Source organism: Streptomyces sp. NPDC014801, from assembly GCF_043082085.1.
Taxonomy (GTDB): domain Bacteria; phylum Actinomycetota; class Actinomycetes; order Streptomycetales; family Streptomycetaceae; genus Streptomyces.
The window spans coordinates 387803-400467 of the sequence record NZ_JBIBXG010000011.1 but is presented as its reverse complement, the minus strand read 5'-3'; the positions used below and the strand labels follow the sequence as shown (position 1 = coordinate 400467).

At 72.6% G+C, this 12665-nt stretch carries 13 protein-coding genes; 6 read left to right on the top strand and 7 right to left on the bottom strand.

Annotated elements, in window-relative coordinates; genetic code table 11:
• Positions 1-87 precede the first annotated feature (87 nt).
• A complete protein-coding gene (locus ACF1AL_RS27715) occupies positions 88-1716 on the top strand; it encodes an ABC-F family ATP-binding cassette domain-containing protein (RefSeq protein ID WP_391827901.1) in 1629 nt (542 codons plus the stop codon).
• A 12-nt stretch (positions 1717-1728) separates the two neighbouring features.
• The gene (locus ACF1AL_RS27710) at positions 1729-2148 is read left to right on the top strand and encodes a hypothetical protein (RefSeq protein ID WP_391827899.1); all 420 of its coding nucleotides are present in this window, start codon (positions 1729-1731) and stop codon (positions 2146-2148) included.
• Positions 2149-2224: 76 nt separating this feature from the next.
• On the opposite strand, the gene ACF1AL_RS27705 is transcribed toward ACF1AL_RS27710, so the two are convergent.
• The 3 genes from ACF1AL_RS27705 to ACF1AL_RS27695 all read right to left on the bottom strand — a co-directional run bounded on the left by ACF1AL_RS27705 (position 2225) and on the right by ACF1AL_RS27695 (position 3996).
• Complete coding sequence (locus tag ACF1AL_RS27705) at positions 2225-2392, bottom strand: hypothetical protein (RefSeq protein WP_366840376.1); 168 nt, start codon at positions 2390-2392, stop codon at positions 2225-2227.
• Between the two features lie 105 nt (positions 2393-2497).
• Positions 2498-3124, bottom strand: coding sequence for a TetR/AcrR family transcriptional regulator C-terminal ligand-binding domain-containing protein (locus tag ACF1AL_RS27700; RefSeq protein ID WP_391657644.1), 627 nt, complete (start codon positions 3122-3124; stop codon positions 2498-2500).
• A 128-nt stretch (positions 3125-3252) separates the two neighbouring features.
• A complete protein-coding gene (locus ACF1AL_RS27695; RefSeq protein ID WP_391827897.1) occupies positions 3253-3996 on the bottom strand; it encodes an SDR family oxidoreductase in 744 nt (247 codons plus the stop codon).
• A gap of 162 nt (positions 3997-4158) precedes the next feature.
• Here ACF1AL_RS27695 and ACF1AL_RS27690 point away from each other — a divergent pair, with 162 nt between their 5' ends.
• On the top strand, positions 4159-4383 hold the full coding sequence (locus ACF1AL_RS27690; RefSeq protein ID WP_384212111.1) for a hypothetical protein: 225 nt from the start codon (positions 4159-4161) through the stop codon (positions 4381-4383).
• A 51-nt stretch (positions 4384-4434) separates the two neighbouring features.
• Here ACF1AL_RS27690 and ACF1AL_RS27685 read toward each other — a convergent pair whose 3' ends face one another.
• Positions 4435-4767 (bottom strand): hypothetical protein, encoded by a 333-nt coding sequence (locus tag ACF1AL_RS27685; RefSeq protein WP_391699398.1) that lies wholly within the window; start codon positions 4765-4767, stop codon positions 4435-4437.
• A gap of 318 nt (positions 4768-5085) precedes the next feature.
• Here ACF1AL_RS27685 and ACF1AL_RS27680 point away from each other — a divergent pair, with 318 nt between their 5' ends.
• On the top strand, positions 5086-6300 hold the full coding sequence (locus ACF1AL_RS27680) for a beta-ketoacyl-[acyl-carrier-protein] synthase family protein (protein WP_391827895.1): 1215 nt from the start codon (positions 5086-5088) through the stop codon (positions 6298-6300).
• Positions 6301-6349: 49 nt separating this feature from the next.
• On the opposite strand, the gene ACF1AL_RS27675 is transcribed toward ACF1AL_RS27680, so the two are convergent.
• On the bottom strand, positions 6350-7036 hold the full coding sequence (locus ACF1AL_RS27675) for an acetoacetate decarboxylase family protein (RefSeq protein ID WP_391778444.1): 687 nt from the start codon (positions 7034-7036) through the stop codon (positions 6350-6352).
• Positions 7037-7467: 431 nt separating this feature from the next.
• Between ACF1AL_RS27675 and ACF1AL_RS27670 the strand changes: the two genes are divergently transcribed.
• Together ACF1AL_RS27670 and ACF1AL_RS27665 are read left to right on the top strand one after the other, a co-directional pair.
• On the top strand, positions 7468-9336 hold the full coding sequence (locus ACF1AL_RS27670) for a SpoIIE family protein phosphatase (protein WP_391820096.1): 1869 nt from the start codon (positions 7468-7470) through the stop codon (positions 9334-9336).
• Positions 9337-9501: 165 nt separating this feature from the next.
• Positions 9502-10455: an immunity 49 family protein gene (locus ACF1AL_RS27665; protein WP_391699405.1), complete on the top strand. Its 954-nt coding sequence runs from the start codon at positions 9502-9504 to the stop codon at positions 10453-10455.
• Between the two features lie 13 nt (positions 10456-10468).
• Here the strand turns inward: ACF1AL_RS27665 and ACF1AL_RS27660 are convergent, their stop codons facing one another.
• Both ACF1AL_RS27660 and ACF1AL_RS27655 read right to left on the bottom strand, forming a co-directional pair.
• Complete coding sequence (locus ACF1AL_RS27660) at positions 10469-11308, bottom strand: endonuclease/exonuclease/phosphatase family protein (protein WP_391827893.1); 840 nt, start codon at positions 11306-11308, stop codon at positions 10469-10471.
• A 269-nt stretch (positions 11309-11577) separates the two neighbouring features.
• Entirely contained in the window at positions 11578-12567 is a 990-nt protein-coding gene (locus ACF1AL_RS27655) for an aldo/keto reductase (protein WP_391827891.1), read from the bottom strand.
• Between the last annotated feature and the right edge of the window lie 98 nt (positions 12568-12665).

Here is a 12665-nt window from a genome sequence, read left to right as displayed (position 1 = left end):
CGGCGGCGTGTGACCCGGCCCGCGCCCGAGGCCGTGCGCCCGGCGGGCCGCCCACTCCGCACCGCTCACCTCTTGGAAGGGTTTCCCGTGCCCCAGCCCGCTCTGCTCGCCCACGACCTCGTCCGCGACCTCGGCGGCCGCCGTGTCCTCGACGGCGTCGGCCTCACCGCCTCCCCCGGCCATCGCATCGGCCTGATCGGGGAGAACGGCGTCGGCAAGTCCACCTTCCTGCGGGTGCTGGCCGGCGTGGACGAACCCGACGCCGGGAGCGTCTCCCGCCCCGCCGATATCGGCTTCCTCCACCAGGAGTTGCCCTTCGACGCCGCGTCGACCGTCGGCGCCGTACTGCAGGACGCGCTGCGCGAGGCGCGGGAGGACCTCGCGGAACTCGACCGGCTCGGCCGGGAGCTGGCCCGTGTCCCGGAGGACGACCCCGCGCACCGGGAACTCCTCGCCGCCTATGGCGCGCGTCTGGAGCAGGCCCAGGACCGCGAGTCCTGGGACGCCGACCGCCGTGCCACGCTGGTGCTGGAGCGGCTGGGTCTGGGGGCGGTCGCGCACGACCGCACGCTCGGCTCGCTCTCCGGCGGACAGCGCGGCCGGCTCGCCCTGGCGGCGCTGCTCGTACGGCGGCCGTCGGCGCTGCTGCTGGACGAGCCGACCAACCACCTCGACGACGGCGCCGCCGCCTTCCTGGAGGAGCAACTGCGCGGCCTGCCGGGGACCGTGGTCGTCGCCAGCCACGACCGGGCGTTCCTGGACGCGGTGTGCACCGATCTGGTCGACCTCGATCCGGCCGTGGACGGGCCCGTGCGCTACGGCGGCAACTACAGCGCCTACGTGAGCGAGAAGCGCGCGGAGCGCGAGCGCTGGGAGCGTCGGTACGCAGAGGAGCAGGAGGAACTGGAGCGGTTGCGGCACGCGGCAGGGGTGACCGCGCACCGGCTCGCCCCCGACCGGGGGCCGCGCGACAACGAGAAGATGGGGTACGGCCACCGGGCGGGCCGCGTGCAGAGCCAGATCTCCCGCCGGGTGCGCAGCGCGAACCGACGGCTGGAGGAACTGGAGCGCACCCGGGTCGCCGAGCCGCCGGCCCCGCTGCGCTTCGTCCTGCCGCAGCCGGCCGCGGACACCGAGGAGGGTCCGGAACCGTTGGTGTCGCTGCGCGACGTGCGGGTGCCCGGCCGGCTCAGCCTTGCGAGCCTTGAGGTGGCGGCGACCGAGCGGCTGCTGGTGACCGGCGGCAACGGGGTGGGCAAGTCGACTCTGCTCGCGGTGCTCGCCGGGCGCCTCGCGGCCGAGGGGGAAGTGCACCGACGGCCCGGACTGACGGTCGGACTGCTCACGCAGGACACCGTGTTCGAGCGGGCCGAGCGTACGGCCCGGGACACCTATGCCCTCACGGTGGGGCCGGAGCTGGCGGAGCGGCTGCCGCTGGTCCGCCTCGGTCTGCTGGCCGAGGCGGACCTGGACAAGCCGGTCGGACAGTTGTCGGTGGGGCAGCGCCGCCGACTGGCACTGGCCCTGCTGATGGCCCGGCCACCCCACCTGCTCCTCCTCGACGAGCCCACGAACCACCTCTCCCCACGCCTGTGCGACGAACTGGAGGAGGCACTGGGCACGGCCCCGGGCGCGATCGTGGTAGCCAGCCACGACCGTTGGCTGCGCCACCGCTGGCAGGGCCGCGAACTGCGCCTGGAGCGGGGGGAAGTGTGAGACCGTGCGGTCGTGTCGGAGATCATGAGTGTCGTGCGATCAGCCCTCGCGGAGGCGTCCTCGGCTTCCTGGGCGCGGCGTGCGCGTGCGGGGCGAGAGCTCGCCCCTCACGCCGATGTGCCTCAGGCCGCCCCAGTGCTGTTGAGGCTGCTGCTGGATGCCGAGGACACCGCGGTGACACGGCAGACGGCACAGGCCCTGGCTGCGGTGGGCACTGTGGCCGCCGTTCGGCTCCTCGCCCTCGCGGTCGCGGACGGCGACGGCAATCAGGCCGACTGGTTGCAGACCGGGGTGCAGGACGCGCTCATCGACACAGGCGGTCCGGGGGCTCTCGCGGCGGCCTGCGGGACCCTCGCCCAGGATCCGGGAGACGCTGTCCGCCGGGGTGCGGCGCGGATATCCGCCTGGATCGAGGAGACGTACGGGTGTTGACCCGGAGTTCCGCCCGCGGTGTGCACACCGTGGACACGCTCTCTCGAAGGCAGCCGCCGTGCGCGGGAGCCGGACGTCAGCGCCTGCGCACGCGGCCCGCGCCGATACCGGCCACGTGGAGGGCCAGGGCGGTCAGGCCCAGCAGCATCACGTTGGTCGATGAGAACACGTCGTTGGTGCTGATGTCTGCCGCGTTGATCAGGAAGGCGACGAAGAACAGCACCGCTGCGACTATGCCGGCCATGATCGAGCTCCTCTCACGAAGGGGGTGAAGCCCGTATGCCCCGTGCGCGCGTCCGCAGACGGGCGAAGGTGCACAACCTCCGTCTGGCCGGTGGTCCTTGGCCCGTCACTGCTGACCGGGTGCGGTACCGATGCCGTCGAGGAGGTTGGAGACGAGCGCCGTGACGAAGGCATCGGTCACCGGCTCGTCGGGGATCAGCAGCCGGTGGTAGACGGCACCCCACAACTGGTCGACCAGGACCTGCACATCGACGCCGTCGCGGATCTGGCCCTGCTCCCGTGCGCGCAGCAGCCGTTCGGCGGCCAGGCGGCGCCGCTCGCTCGAGTACAGGGTGCGGAAGGCCTTGGCCAGGTCCGCGTCCGTCTGGGACTGGCCCACCAGCTCGGTCAGCACCCGTCCGGCCGGAGTCGCGGTCATGATCCGTGCGAAGGCGCGCAGTTGGCTCAGCAGGTCGGCTCGGATGTCGCCGGTGTCCGGGAACGCCAGGGTCTGCTCGACGGCGTGGAAGTAGCCGTCGAGAGCCAGGGCCCCCTTGGACGGCCACCACTTGTACAAGGTCGTCTTGCTGACACCGGACAGGCGGGCCACCCGCTCGAAGGTCAGGTCGGCGATGCCCTCGTCGAGGAGGATCTCCCCCACCACTCGGAAGACGTCCGCGCGCACCTCGTCGGCCGGACGACGGCCGCGCCCACGGGCCGGGCGCGTGTCGGCGCCCTCGGCCTGCTTCGCCACGATGTCTCTCCTTCACTCGCTGACGAACCGGAACAGTGTAGGGAGGCGTGCGCCTCCGTCTGCGCGGCCCGGTCGGCGGCCGGTCCGGTCTGCGCCTCGGTGCGTCCGCGCTCCCTGCGGGGCGTACGTCAGGCGAGGCCGCCGTTGGCGTAGAGGACCTGCCCGTTGATCCAGCGGGCGGGGCCCGCGAGGAAGGCGACCGCGGTGGCGATGTCCTGCGGCTCGCCCAGCCGCTCCAGCGGGGCCGCCTTGGCGAAGCCGGCGATCGCGGCCTCGTCCTTGCCCTGAAGGAAGAGCGGGGTGGCGATCGGCCCGGGAGCGACGGTGTTGACCGTGATGTCCTTGCCGCGCAGCTCCCGGGCGAGGATCAGCGTGATCCCCTCCACGGCGGCCTTGCTCGCGACGTAGCCGCCGTAGGTGGGCAGCTGGGTGCGGGTGACGGACGTCGACACGTTGATGATCGCCCCGCCCCGGCGCACCCGCCGCGCCGCCTGCTGGGAGACGACGAAGGTGCCGCGGATGTTGGTGCGGTGCATACGGTCCAGGTCGTCCAGATTCAGCTCGGCGATGGGCGCGAGCAGCATGATCCCGGCGGTGTTCACCACCACGTCGACCCCGCCGAACGCCGACTCCACGTCCTCGAAGGCGGCCTCCATCGCCTGCTCGTCGGCCACGTCACCACCGACCGCGACCGCCTGCCCGCCGTCCGCCGTGATCTGCTCGGCCAGGGCCTCGGCCTTGGCCTTGTTGCCCGCGTAGTGCACTCCGACGGCGAAACCGTCCGCGGCCAGCTTCTCGACGACCGCCTTGCCGATGCCGCCGGAACCACCCGTGACGAGAGCGACGCGCGGGGCGCGGGGAGAAGTGCTCATGGTCTTCCTCCACTCGATGTGAACGCTGAGTCCATATAAGCACGAATATGAACGCGCCGTCCACATCTTCGGGTGGGCCTTTCCCCTACGAGACCCCGACGAGAGCCCTACGAGTCCCCGGCGGGCGGATGGCGGTCGGGTGCCCTTCCCTACACTCACCGCGTGAACACCTACACGTGCACCCAATGCGGCACCGTCGGCCTGGCGGAAGGCTTCATCGAGGACGCCGGCGAACATTCACGCGGATACGCGCGCTGGATCGAAGGCGCGTTGCAGCGCGGGCTGTTCGGGGGTGCCAAGCGGATGGGACGGCCCCGGCGGCAGATAGAGGCCTATCGCTGCCCCAAGTGCGGACACCTCGAATTGTTCGCCACCGAGGAGGTGTAGTCCGGCGTAGTCACCTCTCACCGTCAGGGTGCCACCCGGCAGCCGCCTCCCTCACCGGGCGCCCTGTTCGAACTGCGCCAGCTGGTCCTTGACCCACGGGTCGAACACCGCGAGCCGGTGGGTGGACGACGGGCAGAACGTCGCGAGCTGGTCCTCGATCCACGGGTCGGTGGGCTGCCGGGCGGCACGATGGCCGCCGGTGGAGGGCGCCTGACCCGCGGGGGCTCCGGTGGAGGGCGCCTGGCCCGCGGTGGCGCCGGCGGCCGCACACGGGTCGGGTGCCGGAGGAGTGGCCGCGGTCGCGGAACCGCTGCCGGCCAGCACAGCGCCTCCGGCGAGCATCGCGGAGGCGCCGACCAGGGCAATCCGTCGCGTCGTCTTCATCGTCTTCTCCTCCTTGGCAGGGCCTCGTCGGCCTGTGCTTCTCTGCGGGCCACCTCATGACGCGGCCTTCGGCGTCGGTGCGGGCGTGCCCAGAGGGCGCGCGTACCCGGCCCCCATGCGCCGCACACTTCCTCGGGTCATATCTCCTGTCCGTGGGCACCTGACCTCTGACCTGATCCCGCGCAATTGTCGAGATACCACAACACCCGGCCACCGAATCGGTCGCCTCCTGCCCTGATCCCTTGCGGGTGAGCTGGCATGATCGACACGAGAGCGAGTCAGCGCTCTGTAGCATCCATACAACTCAAGGAGGCTCGCATGGCCCGTGATGATCGTGTCCTGGTGACGGGCGTCGGTGCGATGACGCCGCTCGGAGCCGATGCGCCGTCGACGTGGTCAGGGCTGCTGGACGGGAAGTCGGGGGTGCGTTTCCTGGAGGAGGAGTGGGCCGCGGACCTGCCCGTGCACGTTGCGGCCGGGCTCACCGTGGACCCGGCGTCCCTGCTACCGCGGACGGAGGCCAGGAAGCTGGACCGGGGTGAACAGCTCGCCCTCCTCACCGCGCGCGAGGCCTGGCGGGACGCCGGCGCTCCCGGGGTCGAGCCGGAACGCCTCGCCGTCGTCATCGGCACGGGGACCGGAGGCGTCCTCACCACCCTGGGGCAGGACGACGTCTTCGAACGCGCCGGCATGCGACGACTGTCCCCGTTCACGGTGCCCATGCTGATGCCCAACGGGCCGGCCGCCTGGGTGAGCATGGACCTGGGCGCGAAGGGCGGTGCCCGCACGCCGGTGAGTGCCTGTGCGTCGGGGGCGGAGGCCCTCGCCCTCGGGCAGGACCTGATCCGCGGCGGCCGGGCCGACGTGGTCGTGGCGGGTGGCGTGGAGGCGTGTCTGCACCCCTTCACCCTCGCCGCGTTCGCCCAGATGAAGGCGCTGTCGACGCAGTCCGCGGACCCGGAGACCGTGTCGCGGCCGTTCGACGTCGAGCGATCCGGGTTCGTGATGGGCGAGGGCGCGGGGATGATGGTGCTCGAACGCGCCGAGTTCGCCCGGGCCCGTGGGGCACGCGCCCACGGCACGCTGGCCGGCAGTGCCGTGAGTTCGAGCGCGAACCACATCACGGCCTCCGACTCGGACGGCCAGGCCTTCGCCATGCACCTGGCGTTGCGCGACGCCGGCGTCGACCCGGCGGACATCGGGGTCGTGCACGCCCACGCCACCTCGACGGAATCGGGGGACCTCGCGGAGGCCGAGGCGATCGGCCGGGTCATCGGCGGTCACGCCGCGGTGACGGCGACGAAGTCGATGACCGGGCACATGATGGGCGCGTCGGGCACGGTGGGTGCCATGGCCGCGCTGTTCGCGCTCAAGGACGGCACGGTGCCGGCCACGCGCAATCTCGACGCACTCGACCCGCGCGTGGAGCTGGACGTGGTCCGCGGTGAGCCGCGCACCGGCCGCTGGTCCGCCGCGCTGGCCAACTCGTTCGGGTTCGGCGGACACAACGTCAGTCTTGTCTTCGTGCCGTGACCAGAGACCGCCGGCGGCCGTACCGGGGTACCCGCTCGGTGCCGTGCTGTCAGCGCGATCCGACCGTGAAGCGGAAGTCACGCAGGGACGCGGCCGCGACGGGCCTGCGGCCGGCGAGGTAGGCCAGTGGGCCGTCGCGGCGTACCCGCATGCGCAACCGGCTGACCGAAGGACGGCCGGCCAGACGCAGCGGTACGCGGCAGTCCGTACCGTCCCCTCGGGGTTGCGACAGGTGGGCGCGCACCGGCACCCGCAGAGGAAGACGCAGCAGGTCCCGGCTCACGACGGACGCGTGCGGCTCCTGCCGGGCGGGCCCGGACGCGGAATCCGCCCCATCGGCCGGACCGGACGCGGTCACCGTCGCGTGCAGTCCTCCGAGGTGGTGCCGAGCCGGGGGCAGAGGCGTGAACGTGAAGACCGCCGGTTCCTTGGGCAGGGCCCACAGCCGCCGGCCGCCGGACAGCGAGCGCTCGTCGTCGACCCACACCTGCACCGCCGTGGCCGCGAGGCGGACCCCGTGCCGCACCACGACGGCGACGAGCAGCTCCCGGTAGGCGAGGTCGCCGCCCGTGTAGTCGACCCAGAAGGTGACCAGCAGCCGTCGTCCCGACACGGACACCGCTCTGGCGCCCTCGGGCAGCGGCCAGGTCGGCAGGTCACGGCCGGGCACCAGCCACAGCGCGGTGTACATGTCGCCGCGAAGATGCCATGGCTCGGGCGGATGGTGGCGCGTCATGGACGTCCTTCGTCGCGGTGGCCGGTCCCCGGTCGGACGGCAGCCCGCACCGAGCAATGCCCGGTACGGGCCGGACCATGCGCGCCCGTCGTCCGGGCGGCCCCCGCCGAGGCGCCCGCGATCCGTTCGGCCGGACCGCCCGGACCGCCCGGACCGCCCCGGCGTACACCCCATGTCCCCGATCCCCCGACCGGAGCAAGCAGAGCCCGGAGCGCCCGGACGGAGGTCACCAGGCCCGGCACCGTTCCACCACCCCGGCCACCTCGCCCCGTCTCCCGCGCCTCCCGCCAGGAAGGACGCTCGGCCCGGATCCCGCACCACCCGGCAGGGCCGCCCCCGCTCGGGGGACCCGGCACGCAGCGAGTCGCCGCCACCGAGGGGGCGCGGTGTGGTCTTCTCCTGGGAAGCTGTGCCACAGGGAGTGAAAGCCGATGACCGGTTCGAGCGACGTTGTGGATCCCGACTTCGCGGGTGCCGTCCTGCGTGACCTCGGTGCGGGCGTGTTCACGCTGGACGCGGACGGTCTGATCACGTACGTCAATCCGTGGGCGGAACGCCTGCTGGCCCGGTCGGCGGCGCGGATGCTCGGCCGTGACGCACACGACCTGCTGCACCGCCGTCCCGACGGAGGCCGCGTGCCCCGCGAGGAATGCCTGATGCGGACCCCTCTCACGGGCAGCCGGGACGCGGTGGAGGGCAGCGAGGAGTACTTCCTGCGCGGCGACGGCACGGCCCTTCCGATCATCTGGTCCACGACGCCGCTCATGAGGAACGGCGTGCGCGACGGCCTGGTGGTCGTCTTCAGCGACTTCAGCCTGCACCGGGACGCCGAGGCCCGCACCGCCGCCCACACGGCCGCGCTCGAAGCACTGACCAGTCGGCTGAACCTGCTCTCGGAGGTGTCCTCCGTGCTCATGTCCAGCAGGGACGCCACCGCCGCCGCGCGCCGCCTGCTGCCGCTGCTGGTCCCGGGGCTCGGGGAGTGGGCCGCCGTGGACCTGGTCGACACCCGGTCCGGAGCGCTGGAGCGGGTCGCCGTGCGCTGCCCGGCCCATCCGCGCCGGGCCAAGCATCTGACGGGGCCGCTGCACCTGTCCGCGACGAAGCCGCGCCCCGAGGTCGTCCGCGATCCGCATCCGTTCCTGCTGCACGCCTCCGAGGTGCGGGACGACCGGGCGCCGTTCGCCGACACGCACCGCGCTCTGTTCGAACGGCTGGGGGGACACGCGGCCACCGTCGTGCCGATCCGGTCGCGGCGGCAGCACTACGGCACGCTGACGGTCGCCTGCGCCGACGACTCCGACACGCCACCCGAGGCCGAGGTACGGCTCCTCGCGGACATCGGCCACCGCCTGGCCCTCGTACTGGACAACGCCTCGCTCTACGACGAGCAGCGCAACGTCGCCGCGACGATGCAGCGCCAGCTGCTCGCCCCGCTGCCCCAGGTCGACCATCTGCGGATGACCGCCCGCTACCTGCCCGCGGAGAGCGCCATGGAGATCGGCGGGGACTGGTACGACGCCTTCCTGCTCGCCGACGGTGTGATGGCCCTGGTGATCGGGGACGTGGTGGGCCACGATCTGCAGGCCGCGGCGCACATGGCCGAGGTTCGCAACATGCTGCGCGCGCTCGCCTGGACGCACGTGGAGCCGCCCAGCATGATCATGCGACGGCTGGACGAGGCGGTGACCCACACCAGCGACGCCCCCATGGCCACGCTGGTCTTCGCCCGGGTCGAGGGACCCGAAGGGGGGCCGTGGCAGCTGCACTGGGTCAACGCCGGTCACCCGCCGCCGCTGCTGATCACGCGGGACGGCGGGACGCGGTTCCTCACCGGTGGGCACGGCCCGCTGATCGGCATGAGCGCCACCATGCACCTGGGGCTGAGCTGGCCGGACGCCCACGAGGACCTGCCTGCGGAGTCCACTCTTCTCTTCTACACCGACGGCCTGGTCGAGAGCCGGGAACGTCCCATCGACGCCGGCATGGCCAAGCTGCGCCACCACGCCTCCGTCCTGGTCCGCCGGCTGCCCGGGAAGAGTGTCGACGTCTTCTGCGACCAGTTGCTGCAACGCCTGGCCCCCAGCGGCGACGACACCGCCCTGCTGGCCCTGCGTCTGCCGGCCGCCGGGGCCGGTGCCCCGGAGGACCACAGCCCGCCGCCGCCTCCCCAGACCCCGCACAGCCCCGCAGCCCCGAACAGGGCCGCCCCCGGCTCCCTGGAGGAGGAGTCACCCGTACAGGACACGACCCAGGCCACCCGCGAGGCCCAGCAGCGCCAGAGCCGCCCCGAGGCGTGATCGACTCCACGGATACGGCAAGGAGTTGGGGGACAGGTTCTCCCTGCCCGATGTCCGGGCGTGCCGTGATCGTGTGGACGTCGCCCGCGCCGCCCGCATGGTGATGTCCGTGGCCGCTGATAACGTGCCGGCTCTGTCGACAAGATCATGAAGGGACGGCGGAGCATGCGGGACGTCACGCGCCACGAGGTGGGCGACCGGCGGATAGCCGATGCGCTCGAGGACATCCGCGGGCGGGCCCTCGCCCGGTGGCACGGGCTGCGGTACGACGACCCCTCGCCGCGGCGGTTGCGGCGGATGGGCGACGAACTCTTCGCGTATGTCGCCGCCCGGACGGTCCGCGCGCCCACGCTCGACGAGACCTCGCAGTCGGCGCTGAGGACCGCGGCGGAGTGCGCTCTCGGTGTGCTGAGCATCGGTTGTTTCCCCGGCGGTGACCAAGAGGTCGTCCTGCCGCTCGTCGACCGGCGGATCACCAGCGAGGACCACGCCTTCCGGGACGTGGTCGACGAGGCCCCCACCGCCCGGACCTGGCTCGACGCGTTCGGCCTGTGTCTGGTCAGCGGCGTGGTGTGGGACTGGGAGCGGGTCATCGGCCTGCTGCTGCGCGGCGACTACGCGCCCGCCGTCCGCGCGGGGGTGCCCTACTCGCCGTTCACCCCGGTCTCCCGCCCCGCGGATCTCGCGGCGATGGACGCCCTGTGCCTCTACCTCACCGAGGCGGAGGGACATCTGCCGCGGGACTGGCCGACCGTGCCGCTGCGCAAGCCGGACGACGACGAACGCGCGGCAGCGGCCCGGGTTCTGGATGCGGCCGGGCCCCTGACGGCCGACCAGCGCCTTTTGCGGATCCTCCTCGACGACGACCAGGACCGCTTCGAGGACGCACTCGCCAACCGGCTCGTGGAGCATCGGCAGGGTGTGGGCTCCGACCCCGGCCCGGCGACCCTGCTGCCGCTCGACGCGCTCGCCCTGGCCACCCTCGCGGTCCAGGTGCACGGCTGGGAGCTCGGCGTGCGCTCGGGTTACCTGCCGTCCGACGTGCTGGGCTCGCCCCAGGCGCTCCAGCAGGCGGACGCCCTCGGCGTGAACGACCTGGGCTACTGGGCCGCCAAGTAGCGCTCCGCGGCGGTCAGCGGGCCACGGCCACGTCGGCGTGCACCAGATCGTGGTCCGAGTAGCGGGTCGGATGCACCCGCTGCCGGAGCGCGACGACGTCCCGCAGGAAGATGTAGTCGAACTTGCTCCGCCAGTCGGTGGTCGGTTTGCAGTTCCCCGTGGACGAGGGGCCGCACCCGGGGTCCGCGTCCTTCGCCAGCGCCCACATCGGGCCGAGCTCGGGGGCCTCCGGTACGGCGTTGAAGTCGCCGAGGACGATCGCGCGGTCGTGACGGGCGACGGCCGCGGCGAGGACGCGGGCCTGTTCCGCGCGGACCGATTCCTGGCGCCGTTGGGCGAGGTGGGTGTCGAAGACCCGGACGGGCCGGCCGTCCACCGTGGTGGTGACGGCCATGTACCCGCGGTCCTCGGACCCGCCGTCGGGATACTCCACGGTGACGACGTCGGTCATCGGCGCCGCCGAGAGGATCGCCTGGCCGAACGCGCCCGGATGCCACGGCGCTCCCCCGCACCGCCCCCACTTGCGCAGCACCGAACCGTAGGCGACGTGGTAGACGAGCCCGTGACGGCTCTTCAGGTAGTCGCGGATCCTCTCGACGTCACGCACGCACGCCTCCTGCATGCCGATGACCTGCGGCGCGTAGGTGGCGATCTCCGCGGCCCGGTCGACGTTGCTCTCGTCGCAGGGGTTGCAGAGGTTCCAGGTCATGACCCGGTTCGGTACGACGTCCCGGACGGCCTCGAGGGGAAGGGACCCGGCGAACTGGGCACCGCTCGGTGCGCTGGCTCCGGCGAACAGGACACACACCACGATCCAGGCGCCCGCGAACACCCGCGTGCCCATACCGCGCATTCATCGCCTCCCGGACGTGCGTCGCCCTCTACGTCTGACGTGCCCCGCCATGAGGTTATGGGACGGCGTCAACGCGGGCCGCCCGGTCGGGAGGCGACGCACCGGCGGCCGCGGGAGGCATGGCCCCCCGGGGCGGCTGCCGGTGCGTCCGGGAGGGCGGCCCGTGGCCGCCGGTGCGACCTGGAGCGTGGCCGGGCGGCTGCCGATGCGTGGCGGGAGCGCGGCCCGTGGCGTGGCCGGGTGGCTGCCGGTGCTCCCGGGGGCGGTGGCTAGCGGTTGACGGACTGCATCCCCGCCTCGTCGTACCGGTCCCCCGCGGCCTGGGGCAGCTCGGCGTCGATGCGGGCCAGGTCGTCCGGGGTCAGCGTGATGTCGACGGCGGCGGCGTTCTGCTCCAGGTAGGTGCGGCGCTTGGTGCCCGGGATCGGCACCAGGTCCTCGCCCTGCGCCAGCACCCAGGCGATGGCGAGCTGGGCCGGGGTCACGTCCTTCTCCGCGGCGATCTCCTTCACCTTCGCCGCGAGCCGCTGGTTCGCCTCCAGGTTGTCCTCCTGGAAGCGGGGGTTCTGGCGGCGCCAGTCGTTGGCGTCCAGGTCGTCCGGCGAGGTGAACCGGCCGGCGAGGAAGCCACGGCCGAGCGGCGAGTACGGCACGAAGCCGATGCCCAGCTCACGGCAGGTGGGCAGCACCTCGGCCTCCACGTCCCGCGACCACAGCGAGTACTCGCTCTGCACCGCGGTGACGGGGTGCACGGCGTGGGCGCGCCGGATCGTCTGCGCGCTCGCCTCGCTCAGGCCGATGTAGCGCACCTTGCCCTCGGCGACCAGCTCGCCCAGTGCGCCGACCGTCTCCTCGATGGGGACGTTCGGGTCGACCCGGTGCTGGTAGTACAGGTCGATGTGATCGGTTCCGAGGCGCTCCAGGGAGCCGTGGACCGAGCTGCGGACGTGCTCGGCCGAGCCGTCCTGGCGGCCGACCGTGCTGATGTCGCCGGGCACGGCGTGGTCCATCCGGTAGTTGAACTTCGTCGCGATGACGTACTCGTCGCGGCGCCCCCGGATCGCTTCGCCGACCAGCGACTCGTTGGTGAGCGGCCCGTACATCTGCGCGGTGTCCAGGAAGGTCACCCCGAGGTCGAGGGCGTGCCGGATGGTGGCGATGCCCTCGTCCCGGTCGGCGGTTCCGTAGAAGGCGGACATGCCCATGCACCCGAGGCCGATGGCCGATACCTGAAGATCCCGCAGACTGCGCTTGCGCATGTCGTGTCCCAGCCTTTCCGCACGTTCGTTCGTCGTTCCGGCGCCACGAGGGCCCTCGTCCCCACCTCACCGTCCATCTGGCAACGGATGGCGTGGCC

Excerpts from the sequence above, each read along its gene's own strand:
- ACF1AL_RS27705 (WP_366840376.1), bottom strand. The coding sequence starts at position 2,392 with ATGGCCGGCATAGTCGCAGCGGTGCTGTTCTTCGTCGCCTTCCTGATC.
- ACF1AL_RS27695 (WP_391827897.1), bottom strand. The coding sequence starts at position 3,996 with ATGAGCACTTCTCCCCGCGCCCCGCGCGTCGCTCTCGTCACGGGTGGT.
- ACF1AL_RS27685 (WP_391699398.1), bottom strand. The coding sequence starts at position 4,767 with ATGAAGACGACGCGACGGATTGCCCTGGTCGGCGCCTCCGCGATGCTC.
- ACF1AL_RS27680 (WP_391827895.1), top strand. The coding sequence starts at position 5,086 with ATGGCCCGTGATGATCGTGTCCTGGTGACGGGCGTCGGTGCGATGACG.
- ACF1AL_RS27675 (WP_391778444.1), bottom strand. The coding sequence starts at position 7,036 with ATGACGCGCCACCATCCGCCCGAGCCATGGCATCTTCGCGGCGACATG.
- ACF1AL_RS27670 (WP_391820096.1), top strand. The coding sequence starts at position 7,468 with ATGACCGGTTCGAGCGACGTTGTGGATCCCGACTTCGCGGGTGCCGTC.
- ACF1AL_RS27665 (WP_391699405.1), top strand. The coding sequence starts at position 9,502 with ATGCGGGACGTCACGCGCCACGAGGTGGGCGACCGGCGGATAGCCGAT.
- ACF1AL_RS27660 (WP_391827893.1), bottom strand. The coding sequence starts at position 11,308 with ATGCGCGGTATGGGCACGCGGGTGTTCGCGGGCGCCTGGATCGTGGTG.
- ACF1AL_RS27655 (WP_391827891.1), bottom strand. The coding sequence starts at position 12,567 with ATGCGCAAGCGCAGTCTGCGGGATCTTCAGGTATCGGCCATCGGCCTC.